The organism is Actinobacillus genomosp. 2 (assembly GCF_029773605.1).
In the GTDB taxonomy this organism is placed as follows: Bacteria; Pseudomonadota; Gammaproteobacteria; order Enterobacterales; family Pasteurellaceae; genus Actinobacillus.
Genome location: NZ_CP103807.1, coordinates 405438 through 418309, shown reverse-complemented (window position 1 = coordinate 418309; position 12872 = coordinate 405438). Strand labels below are relative to the sequence as shown.

The window sequence follows — 12872 nt, the reverse complement described above, 5'->3', positions numbered from 1 at the left end:
TCCTAATAATAAATTAAATTCGTTATACAATGTCTTGATAAATAGCTTGGTATGCAGCAGCAGCTCTCGCCCATCCAAAATCTTGGGCTAATGCATTTTGGCGTACACTTGACCATAATTTTTGTTTTTGCCACAAGTTTACTGCTCTCTGGAAAGCCTCTAAGAAATCATCACTACTCGGATAATTAAATACAAAACCGGTAGCCGTTCTTTGTTCTATCGTTTCTTTATGGCTATCTACAACAGTATCGGCTAATCCACCCGTACGACGGACAAGAGGTAACGTACCATATTTTAAGCCATAAAGCTGGGTTAAACCGCATGGTTCAAAACGGCTAGGCACTAAAATCACATCGCCACCGGCAATAATTTGATGAGAAAGTGCTTCGTTATAGCCGATATAGATCCCAATTTGTTCAGGATAGTGACTACGAGCTTCATTTAATAAGTACTCTAAATGAGGCGATCCACTACCTAACACAATAAGTTGTACGGGTTGAGTCATCACATCATCAATACGATCAAGCAGAAAATCCGCACCTTTTTGCTCGGTTAAACGAGTCACCATTACCATCAACATTGCATCTTTATCTTCCGGTAGGTGGAACATTCTCTGTAATTCCACTTTATTTTTCGCTTTGCCGTGCATATAACTCGGTTTATAGGTCGCAACAATATTCGTATCTGTTTCCGGATTCCAAACAGCATCATCTACCCCGTTCAATACACCATGTAATCGACCTTGTGCTTTACGAGTTTGTAATAAACCGTGCATACCGCCACCGGCAATTTCTTCGGTAATTTCCAACGCATAAGTTGGGCTTACTGTTGTAATTTTATCTGCAAAATATAATCCGGCTTTAAGATATGAAATCTCACCATAAAACTCTAAACCTTCGGCTTGGAAGAAATGCCAAGGTAAACCTAATTCGTGCAGATGATATGAATGGAATCGTCCTGGATACGCAATGTTATGAATAGTAAATACACTTTTTACCGGACTATTCCAGCTTTTCAGGTAAGCACAGGCTAAACCGCCTTGCCAATCGTGAGCATGTAGAATATCTGCTTTACCCCACCATTTATCCAATCCCTCAGAAATTTGTGCACCTAAATAGCCTAAAAGCGCAAAACGTTTATAGTTATCCGGATAATCTGCATAACCTGAGTCATGATATGGATTTCCCGAACGCTGAAATAAATGCGGTGCATCAATCACATACACACCTAAACCATTAAAATAAGTAAAACGAATCGTCACTAAACCGGCAAATGTACCAATTGTTGCCACTTCATTAGTTTCTCCGATTTTCTCCGCTACTTGGGGATACAGAGGAAGCAGCACTCTAACATCATTGCCTGCTGTTTGTTGTGCATAAGGTAATGCTCCCATCACATCGGCTAATCCGCCCGTTTTAATTAACGGATACATTTCTGAGCAAATATGTAAAATTTTCATCTAATTGCCATTTCATTGATTGTAAAAAATAAAAAAATCCGACCGCTTATAGAAACGGTTAAAGGACGTACAATGTACGTCCTTGATCCATAAACATTATCTAAATAGATTGATTTAATTCCGCTTCAGATTGTTGCTTTTGTAAAGCATCCAACATACCTCGCGTAACTAAGACGATTCCGCCTTTACTTACACGGAAGCGTTTCGCATCATCTTCTGCATTTACCCCAATTTGTAAGCCATCAGGAATAACGCAGTGACGGTCAATCACTGCACGTTTAATCACACAGTTTTTACCAATCGTGACTTGTGGAAGAATAACACTATGCTCAATGATTGCTTCGGCTTCAACGTGTACACGATTAAATAATACTGAATTACTGATTTCAGCATCGGTAATCACACAACCACCGGCAATTAACGAGTTATCTAAAGTGCGTTGTCTTTGTTTATTATAATAGAAACGTGCCGGCGCAGTTTGTTGTGGGCGACCGTGAATCGGCCAAGATTCATCATATAAATCTAATTGTGGCTGTTCTGAAACGAGATCCATATGTGCCGACCAATAACTATCAATCGTACCAACATCACGCCAATAAATTGCCCCACTTGCATTTCTACCTTTGCAAGAACGCTCAAACGGATGAGCGTATAATACGCCCTCTTCCACCGCTTTCGGAATAATATCTTTACCGAAATCGTGTGATGTACCCGGCGATGACGCCTCTTGTTCTAACATTTTATAGAGATAATCTGCATCAAATACATAAATACCCATTGAGGCAAGCGATGAATCAGGTCTACCTGGCATTGCTGGCGGATTCGCCGGTTTCTCGACAAATTCTTTGACTTTTAATTTATCGTTTACTGCCATTACACCAAATTCTGTTGCTTGCTCACGTGGCACTTCGATACAACCAACCGTACATTTAGCACCACTTTCTACGTGGTCACGCAACATCTGGGTATAATCCATTTTATAGATATGGTCGCCAGCTAAAATCACGACATATCTAGGACGGTAATGTGATTTCATAATCGCCATATTTTGATAAACCGCATCCGCCGTACCACGATACCAAGTATTCTCATCCAATTGCTGACGAGCCGGTAACATATCAATATATTGGTTACGTTCATACGGAAGGAAAGACCATCCGCGTTGTAAATGGCGAAGTAACGAGTGTGCCGCATACTGGGTAATCACACCCACTTTTAATAAATTAGAATTAATACAGTTTGATAATGCAAAGTCAATAATACGACGACAACCACCGAAATACACGGCAGGCTTTGCTCGTTTATCGGTTAATTCATAAAGACGAGAGCCACGACCACCCGCTAAGATAAGCACTAATGTATCATTAGTAATATCAAGACCTGTTTTTGTAAGATCGTTTTTTTCTTGTGTAAGCATAATTTTCTCCTAGGCTAATATAGGCCTAATTTTCTCTGAAGCACACATACGCCCATTTGCTCCAACTGCAAAGCAATCGATTGCGTACCTGCTACAAAAGTTGCAATATTTTTACCGATACAAAGCTGCCATTTTCCATCAGGTAAAACATATTGCTGGGTGGTTTTCTTGGCATTGATTAAAATCAACCAATGATCTTGTAACAGAATTTGTAACGCTTTTAATTGCTTATTATGCCAATCTGCCACTTCCATCAATGTTCCTTGCGGAGAAAACCATTGAACATCGTTTTCCGTCCACCAATGATTTTGATGAGAAAGCAAAGCGATTCGCTTACGTAATGCAATCCATTTTGCTACATATTCTATTCTTGATTCGTTCACATTTTGCCAATCAATCCAAGTTGTTTCATTATCTTGGCAATAACCGTTATTATTGCCTTTTTGAGAATGTCCTAACTCATCGCCGGCAAGTAACATTGGCACACCATTTGATAAAAACAGCGTTGCTAATAAACTACAAGCGGCTTGATCTCGCAAAATATTTACAAATTCGTTATCCGTTTCTCCTTCAACACCGTGATTATTGCTATAATTATGACTATCGCCATCACGATTACACTCACTATTTGCTTCATTATGTTTGTTGTTATAACTCACGAGATCTTGTAACGTAAAACCGTCATGAGAAGCAAAATAATTAATACTTTTTGCTGGGGAATATTGCCAATACAGGTCATCACTCCTGGCTAAACGTCGAGCAAACTCACCTAAATTGCCACTTTCACATAAGAAAAATTCTCGCATTGCCGTACGATATTTATCGTTCCATTCAGCAAATTGCAGCGGAAATCCACCAACTTGGTAACCATTAGGACCGATATCCCAAGGTTCGGCAATGAATTTAATATGTTGTAATTCCGGTGTTTGTTTGATCTTTTCAAAAAATGGGGATGTCATTTCAAAGTTTGGCGTTCGACCAAGTGTCGTTGCCAAATCAAAACGGAAACCGTCTATATGATATTCATTTACCCAATACACCAAACTATCTATCGCCCATTGGCAAACCTGTGGATGGGTCAGATTAAGAGCATTACCACAACCGGTCCAATTTTGATATTCGCCTTGCTCATCCAACCAATAATAATTTGGGTTATCAATACCTCTTTGACACAACATAAACCCATCTTTTCCGCCTTCTGCCGTATGGTTATAGACTAAATCTAAAATGACCTCAAAACCGTTTTGGTGGAGTGTTTTGACTAAATGCTTAAATTCACAAATCGGATCCTCTTGATTACTTGCCAAACGAGACTCAACGGCAAAATGCCCGATAACACTATACCCCCAGTAATTCGTCTTACCCATTTTTTGCAAATGCACTTCATCTATATAGCGACTAATCGGTTGTAATTCGATTGTCGTGACACCTAAACGCTTTAAATGAGCGATAGATTCAGGATGAGCTAAACCGGCATAAGTACCTCGTAAATGCGGCGGAATTTTATGATTTAATTGGCTAAATCCTTTTATATGCAATTCATAAATAATGGTTTCCGACCACGGATAATATGGTCTTTCCTCATTTTGCCAATCAAAGTTATCTTCATTTACTACAACGGACTTAGGAGCTAAATGAGCATTATCACGAGGATCATTCCACTGAAAATATTGCCATTCATCTTCGGTTTTAGCTGAAGGATTCCCGACAATTTGCTTAGCATATGGATCTAACAACACTTTTTGCGGATTAAATAACGCCCCGTTTTTCTCATCTGCCAAACCACTAACACGAAAACCGTAACGTGTACCGCCCCCGATATTTTCGACAAATAAATGCCATATATCAGCGGTACGCTGCATCGAAAAACGTAATTCTTGGTGCTTATCAAAAATACAAAGCTCAATAGCGGTCGCATTTTCCGAAAAAATTGCAAAATTTGTGCCATTTCCGACCGCTTTCGCACCTAATGGCGTAGGGCTACCCGCTGTTACTTTCATTGCTTATTTTTATATTGTTTTTTCGCTGTTTTTGATTTCTTAGATGCTTTGACCTGAACGGATGCCATTTTTGGCTCACGACTGAGTTTAACTGTTTTCACATTCGGCTGACAACGAATAAAAATCGTCGATAGCGGTGGAATAGAAAGCTCAATCGAAAAATCTTTTCCGTGTGAGGCGATTTTCTCACATTTGATTTCACCATAATTACCTACATTACTACCTTCGTAATATGCTGCATCCGAATTTAAAATCTCAGTATATTTGCCGTCCTGATTCACACCGATACGATAGTTATGACGAACAACTGGGGTAAAGTTACTGACCACAATGATGCTTTCCCCTTCTTTAGCTTTACGCTCAAAGGCAAAGATGGATTGTTGCCAATCATCAACGACTAACCATTCAAAACCTTGAGGGTCATAATCTAACTGATAAAGTGCCGGATATTGTTTATAAACACGGTTCAGATCTCGCACCCAATTCAGTACACCTTTATGCCAACCGCCACCTTGCTCGCCTAATAAGAACCAGTCTAGGCTTTCGTTGTAATTCCATTCACGACCTTGGGCAAACTCATTCCCCATAAACAGTAATTTTTTACCCGGATAACCCCACATATAGCCGTAATAAGCACGTAAATTCGCAAATTTTTGCCAACAATCACCTGACATTTTGCCAAGTAACGATCCTTTACCGTGTACAACCTCATCATGTGAAAGCGGTAATATAAATTTTTCACTGTATTGATACATCATGCCGAATGTCATCCAATCGTGATGATACTGACGATAAATCGGATCAAGCGACATATAACGTAAGGTATCGTTCATCCAACCCATGTTCCATTTATAGTCGAAACCGACGCCGTTTTCCGCTGGACTATGCGTAATGCCGGCAAATGAGGTCGATTCTTCAGCAATCGCAACTGCTCCTTGTCCTTCTTTTTCTAACATTTGATTTGTTTTACGTAGGAAATCTAATGCTTCTAAATTTTCTCGTCCACCATATTGATTCGGAATCCATTCCCCATCTTTACGGGAATAATCGCGATAAATCATTGAAGACACCGCATCAACACGCAATCCGTCAATGCCGAATCGCTCGGTCCAATACAAGGCATTTCCAGAAAGATAATTAAGCACTTCATAACGACCATAATTAAAAATTAAGGTATTCCAATCTTGATGATAGCCTTCTCTTGGATCTTGATGCTCGTATAAATGCGAACCGTCAAATTGTGCTAATCCGTGCGAATCAGTTGGGAAATGTCCGACAACCCAGTCAAGAATGACATTGATTCCTGCCTCATGAGCTTTACGAATAAAAGTACGTAAATCTTCTGGCGAACCGAATCGACTAGTCGGAGAATAAAGACCGGTCGGTTGATAGCCCCAAGAACCGTCAAACGGATATTCAGTAATGGGTAATAATTCGATATGCGTAAATCCCATATCTTTTATATAAGGAATCAGTTCATTAGCGATTTCTTCGTAATTCAACCAATAGTTATTTTCAAGATTACGACGCCATGATCCAAGATGAACTTCATATATAGAAATCGGCTGATCCGCTTCATTAGCTCGACGTAAATTATCAGGTATCGCCATTTTTTCCGGTAAACCGGTCACGACCGAAGCGGTATCCGGACGGAATTGAGAAGCAAATGCGTAAGGGTCCGATTTCAGACGAATCGCACCATTGCTGTCTAAAATTTCAAATTTATAAAGTGCCCCTTTCTCAACATTTGGTAAGAAAATATCCCAAATGCCACTTTCCGAGTGAAAACGCATGGGATTCAAACGCCCGTCCCAATGATTAAAATCACCGACAACCGAAACCCGGCGAGCATTAGGAGCCCATACACTAAAATGTACGCCAGAAACGCCTGCTTGACTTTCTAAATGAGCACCTAATTTTTCATAAGGGCGAAGATATGTACCTTCGGATAAGAGCCAATTATCTAAAGGCAAAAGATAAGACGTAAAACGATAAGGATCTTCCATTTCAATTTCTGCCAATGAATAACCTACTCGTAAACGATAATTTAACGTAGTAAATTGAGTCGTTAAGGTTGCAACAAATAAACCGCAATCATCAATTTTTTGTGTTTCTGCCAAGCATTTACCTTCGCAATCAATAATAGTTACTGAGGTAGCGTCAGGTAAAAATACTCTAATCAAGGAGCGATTATTTACTTGATGTAAACCGAGGTAGGAAAACGGATCTTTACAATAGGCTTGGGAAAGTTGCTCAATAAAAATTAAATCCTGTTTCGAATACGTATAACCACTCATGCTCTCCCCCAACATTTTTTCAGAAACTAAATTATTTTTCTTTTTACGAAAACGTTTGCATTATAGCATTGCCTTTATACTCCTGCTGAACCAGTATTTATTTTTGTGATTAAAATCATACTTTTCTCTGCAAAAATGCGAACTAGATCACATTTTTTGACATTTTTTTAGGTTTGCTAGAACGATTTAGCAAATATTCGAGTACAATATTCCACAATATTTTTATTTTCTAAATTAAATCCAAATAAGGAGTTAAGATGCTCAATTTATCGGCACAAAATATCTGTTTAAATGCTTCTGTAAACAGTAAAGAAGAAGCAATTAAATTAGTAGCGGCAGGTTTAGTGACAAATGGTAATGTAGCGGAAGGTTACGAAGCAGGAATGTTAGCTCGCGAAACCCAAACCTCAACCTTTTTAGGTAATGGCATTGCGATTCCGCACGGCACATTAGATACCCGTCACTTAGTCAAAGAAACCGGTGTACAAATCTATCAATTTCCTCAAGGTGTCGAATGGGGTGAAGGTAATAAAGCATACGTTGCGATCGGTATTGCGGCGAAATCAGACGAACATCTTACTCTGTTACGCCAATTAACAACCGTATTAAGCGATGAAGATGCGGCTGAAGTGTTAGAAAAAACACAAGATGTTGAAGAATTTATTCGTGTTTTAAGCGGTAAAAAATCACTAGCTGTATTAGATGAGTCATTAATTTCATTAAATGTAGATACGCCAAGTTTAGTGACACTTTCTGCGATTAATGCCGGTAAACTCCAAGAAAAAGCGTATGTTACTCAAGCATTTATTAGTGACGTTGTTGCAAATCTGCCGCTTAATCTCGGTAATCAAGTTTATCTTTCCGATTCAGCAAAAGGTAATCAGGCAAATGGTATTGCCGTTGCTCGTAACACAACCGGTCAAACCTTAGTAACGGTTTCCGCAACGGATAATGCACTTCAAACATACTTAAGCCGTTTATTAAGCAATGAAGTAAGAACTCAATTTAGTACAGCGTCTGCTACTCAAATTATTGCTTTATTCAATGGGGAAAATATTGCAAATAGCGGACAAAATCCAACCGCTTCTACTCAGAATATTGCAGGTCAAGTAATCGGCACCTTTACCGTGCGTAACGACAACGGCTTACACGCTCGTCCAAGTGCAGTATTAGTGCAAACCTTAAAACCGTTTGCGGCGAAAGTAACGGTAGAAAACTTAGATCGTGGCACAGCACCGGCTAATGCGAAAAGTACAATGAAAGTGGTGGCGTTAGGCGCAAGCCAAGCACACCGCTTACGTTTTGTGGCGGAAGGCGAAGATGCACAACAAGCGATCGAAGCGTTAGCAAAAGCATTCGTAGAAGGCTTAGGCGAAAGCGTTTCATTTGTACCTGCGGTTGAAGATACGATTGAAGGTACGGCACAACCGCAAGCGGTTGAATCTGCAAAAAATTCTGCAAATCCGACTGCTTCCGAGCAACCGGCTGCGGGTCAGGTTATCGGTACTTTCACCGTACGTAACGACAACGGCTTACACGCTCGCCCAAGTGCTGTTTTAGTGCAAACCTTAAAACCGTTTGCGGCAAAAGTAACGGTAGAAAACTTAGATCGTGGCACTGCGCCGGCGAATGCGAAAAGCACAATGAAAGTGGTGGCGTTAGGTGCAAGCCAAGCACATCGTTTACGTTTTGTGGCGGAGGGTGAAGATGCTCAACAAGCGATCGAAGCGTTAGCAAAAGCATTCGTAGAAGGCTTAGGTGAAAGCGTTTCATTTGTGCCTGCGGTTGAAGATACGATTGAAGATGTAGCACAGCCGCAAGCGGTTGAATCTGCACAAAATTCTGCAAATCTGACCGCTTCTGAGCCTACACTAGAAGGTCAAGTGGAAGGCACATTCGTGATTCAAAACGAACACGGCTTACACGCTCGCCCAAGTGCGGTGTTAGTCAACGAAGTGAAAAAATATAATGCAACTATCGTTGTGCAAAACTTAGATCGAGACAGCCAATTAGTCAGTGCGAAAAGCCTAATGAAAATTGTAGCATTAGGTGTAGTAAAAGGGCACCGCTTACGTTTCGTGGCAACCGGTGATGACGCCCAAAAAGCGATTGACGGTATCAGTGCGGCGATTGCTGCGGGTTTAGGCGAGTAATTAAGGAACAAACAATGACACAACAATTACGTATTGCAACCGTAACCTTAAATCCGGCGTTTGACTTGGTCGGCCGCCTACAACGCATTGAAGTGGGCGAAGTAAATACCGTTGAAACCTTAGGCTTATACCCTGCCGGTAAAGGTATCAACGTAGCGAAAGTATTAGCGGATCTCGGCGTTAAATTAGCAGTTACCGGTTTTTTAGGTGCTGAAAATCAAGGCGATTTCGTTCAATCGTTTAAACAAAACGGTGTGGACGATCAATTCTATCGTATTGACGGTAAAACTCGTATTAACGTGAAAATTACCGAAACCGAAGCGGATGTGACAGACTTAAACTTCTTAGGGTTTGAAATTAGCGCTGAAGATTGGGCAAACTTTACCGCTCAATCACAACAATGGGCAAAAGAGTTTGATTTGGTGGCGGTATGCGGTTCACTCCCTCGTGGTGTAACGGCGCAACAATTCTCACAATGGTTGGAATCACTCCACCAACAAGGCTTAAAAGTTGTATTAGACAGCAGCAATGCGGCATTAACCGAAGGTTTAAAAGCCCATCCGTGGTTAGTAAAACCGAATCGTCGTGAGTTAGAAGTTTGGGCGAATCGTCCGCTAAACAGCTTAGAAGAAGTGATTGCAGCGGCACAAGAATTACGTGCCGGTGGTATTGAGAACGTGATTATTTCAATGGGCGCAGACGGCTCTGTATGGCTCAACAGCGAAGGCGTGGTTCAAGCTCAACCGCCTCGTTGCCAAAATGTTGTGAGTACGGTCGGTGCCGGCGATTCGATGGTGGCAGGCTTAATTTATGGGCTTGCTCAAGGTTGGAATAAAGCGAAAACCCTCGCCTTCGCAAGCGGTACATCGGCATTAGCGGTATCACAAAGCAATGTTGGTATCAGCGACCGAAATGCCCTAGATGAGATTGTGGCACAGGTGAAATTAACTCAATTAGCTAATAATTTGTAATAAAATCCCCCTCTTTAGAAAAGAGGGGTAGGGGAGATTTGATTATAGAGTCAAATTCTCATATGAGTGTAAAGTTATTTCTGCTAAATCTCCCCCCAGCCCCTCTTTGCTAAAGAAGGGAGAAATAAAATTCTCTCAAACTTATAAGGATCTCAAAATGAATATTTCCTTTGTATTCCCTCAATCACGGGGTAAAGCCCGAGCTTTCCTCGTGAATGAAGTATTATCAGCGGCAGCCAAGCAACAAGGTCATCAAGTTGTAAACGCTGAACAAGCTGATTTTGTCGTGTTATTTAACGATGAAATTCCGACTATTGCTGCCGGCAAACAAGGTGCAGTGGTGAATTTAGACCAAGCCTTTACTCAACCGGAAACGATTCTTAAACAAGCGGTCGAAAATGCAAAAACTTTTGCAAATGCAACCGTTTCTAGCGCATCAAATTCAGGTGTAAAAAACATCGTAGCAGTAACCGCTTGCCCGACTGGCGTTGCACATACTTTTATGTCTGCGGAAGCGATTGAAAACTATGCCAAAGCGCAAGGTTGGAACGTTAAAGTTGAAACCCGTGGTCAAGTTGGTGCGGGTAACCCGATTTCTGCGGAAGAAATTGCAGCGGCAGACTTAGTTTTCGTGGCGGCGGATATTGACGTGGATTTAGACAAATTCAAAGGTAAACCGATGTACCGTACCTCAACCGGTTTAGCGTTGAAGAAAACGGCACAAGAATTTGAAAAAGCGTTTGCACAAGCAACCGTTTATCAAGGTGGTGCAACGACTGCACAACAAGCTGAAGGTTCAGCAAGCGGCGAGAAAAAAGGTTTATATAAACACTTAATGACCGGTGTTTCACATATGTTACCGTTAGTGGTTGCCGGTGGTTTATTAATTGCGATTTCATTTATGTTTGGTATTGAAGCGTTTAAAGATGAAACCATCGCAGGCGGCTTACCGAAAGCGTTAATGGATATCGGTGGCGGCGCAGCATTCCACTTAATGATCGCCGTATTTGCCGGTTATGTCGCCTTCTCTATCGCAGACCGCCCGGGGTTAGCAGTCGGTTTAATCGGTGGTATGTTAGCCACGACAGCCGGTGCGGGGATTTTAGGCGGTATCGTAGCCGGTTTCCTTGCGGGTTATACCGTGAAATTCTTAAACGGCGTGATTCAATTACCGGCAAGTTTAACTTCGCTTAAACCGATTTTAATTCTACCGCTATTAGGTTCTGCGATTGTCGGTTTAGCGATGATTTACCTGATCAATCCACCGGTAAAAGGCATTATGGATGCTTTAGTTGAATGGTTAAATTCAATGGGTCAAGCGAATGCGATTATCTTAGGTGCAATCCTTGGTGCAATGATGTGTATCGATATGGGAGGTCCGGTAAATAAAGCGGCATATACGTTCGGTGTCGGTTTAATTGCTTCACAACAATATACGCCAATGGCAGCAGTTATGGCAGCCGGTATGGTTCCACCTATCGGTATGGCGATTGCAACTTTAATTGCACGCAATAAATTTACCTCTAACCAACGTGATGCAGGTAAAGCATCATTCGTGTTAGGTTTATGCTTTATTTCTGAAGGTGCATTACCGTTTGTTGCGGCAGATCCGGTACGTGTCATTATCAGTTCTGTGTTAGGCGGTGCTACTGCAGGTGCGATCTCAATGGCATTTGCTATCACACTCCAAGCGCCACACGGTGGTTTATTTGTGATTCCATTCGTTTCACAACCGTCAATGTACTTAGTAGCAATCGCAATCGGCTCAGTGGTAACCGGTGTGATTTACGCGGCAATCAAACAAAAAGCATCAGAATAATTCTTTTGCAATAAACAAAAACGGAGCTAAAAAGCTCCGTTTTTTTATCTAACACATATCGTTTTTTCTGAAAACTTTTGTAAGTTTGCTAGGAAATTCGACCGCTTACCTATAAAATCCGCCCGTTTTTTTAACCTTAAATAGGACTTTTTAATATGAAGAAAATTTTATGGATTTTAGTGATTGCCGTACTTGCTGTCGGCGGTTTCTCTTTAACCAAATATAATGACTTAATGCGTGCAGAAGAAGATATCAACTCAGTATGGGGTAATGTAGAATCCGCTTACCAACGTCGTGCAGATTTAATCCCTAACTTAGTCAACACAGTAAAAGGTCAAGCAAACTTTGAAAAAGAAACCTTAACCTCTGTGATTGAAGCTCGAGCTAAAGCAACCGCAGTAACCATTGATCCAAACAATGCAACCGAAGAACAAATGGCAAAATTCCAAGAAGCTCAACAAGGTGTAAATTCTGCCCTTTCTCGTTTATTAGTTTCAGTTGAAAAATACCCCGAATTAAAAGCACACGAAGGTTTTTTAAATCTTCAAGCACAGTTAGAAGGTACGGAAAACCGTATCAATGTTGAACGCAATAACTTCAACGCTGCGGTGAAAGAATACAACAAACAAGTGCGTGAGTTCCCAACCAAAATCGCTGCGATGATTATGGGCTTTAAAGCCAAACCACAATTCAAAGCGGAAGCAGGTTCAGAAAAAGCACCAACAGTTAACTTCAACTAATGGATTTATCACGGAA

The 12872-nt window shown here is 41.0% G+C and carries 8 protein-coding genes; 4 read left to right on the top strand and 4 right to left on the bottom strand.

Annotated elements, in window-relative coordinates:
- Positions 1–22: 22 nt before the first annotated feature.
- From glgA to glgB, 4 genes are all read right to left on the bottom strand, one after another.
- The gene (gene glgA / locus NYR60_RS01970) at positions 23–1459 is read right to left on the bottom strand and encodes a glycogen synthase GlgA (protein ID WP_279467480.1); all 1437 of its coding nucleotides are present in this window, start codon (positions 1457–1459) and stop codon (positions 23–25) included.
- Between the two features lie 100 nt (positions 1460–1559).
- Entirely contained in the window at positions 1560–2876 is a 1317-nt protein-coding gene (glgC, locus tag NYR60_RS01965; protein WP_279446175.1) for a glucose-1-phosphate adenylyltransferase, read from the bottom strand.
- Between the two features lie 14 nt (positions 2877–2890).
- Positions 2891–4876, bottom strand: a complete 1986-nt coding sequence (glgX, locus tag NYR60_RS01960; RefSeq protein WP_279467478.1) for a glycogen debranching protein GlgX — start codon at positions 4874–4876, stop codon at positions 2891–2893.
- Positions 4873–7173 (bottom strand): 1,4-alpha-glucan branching protein GlgB, encoded by a 2301-nt coding sequence (gene glgB, locus NYR60_RS01955; RefSeq protein WP_279467477.1) that lies wholly within the window; start codon positions 7171–7173, stop codon positions 4873–4875. The genes glgX and glgB overlap by 4 nt, the downstream gene beginning before the upstream one ends.
- A 257-nt stretch (positions 7174–7430) precedes the next feature.
- On the opposite strand from glgB, the gene fruB reads away from it, so the two are divergent.
- The 4 genes from fruB to NYR60_RS01930 all read left to right on the top strand — a co-directional run bounded on the left by fruB (position 7431) and on the right by NYR60_RS01930 (position 12856).
- Entirely contained in the window at positions 7431–9326 is a 1896-nt protein-coding gene (gene fruB, locus NYR60_RS01950; protein WP_431831744.1) for a fused PTS fructose transporter subunit IIA/HPr protein, read from the top strand.
- A gap of 14 nt (positions 9327–9340) precedes the next feature.
- Positions 9341–10297: a 1-phosphofructokinase gene (gene fruK, locus NYR60_RS01940; protein WP_279467476.1), complete on the top strand. Its 957-nt coding sequence runs from the start codon at positions 9341–9343 to the stop codon at positions 10295–10297.
- A 157-nt stretch (positions 10298–10454) separates the two neighbouring features.
- The gene (locus tag NYR60_RS01935; protein ID WP_279467475.1) at positions 10455–12116 is read left to right on the top strand and encodes a fructose-specific PTS transporter subunit EIIC; all 1662 of its coding nucleotides are present in this window, start codon (positions 10455–10457) and stop codon (positions 12114–12116) included.
- Positions 12117–12271: 155 nt separating this feature from the next.
- Complete coding sequence (locus NYR60_RS01930) at positions 12272–12856, top strand: LemA family protein (RefSeq protein WP_279467474.1); 585 nt, start codon at positions 12272–12274, stop codon at positions 12854–12856.
- Positions 12857–12872: the final 16 nt, after the last annotated feature.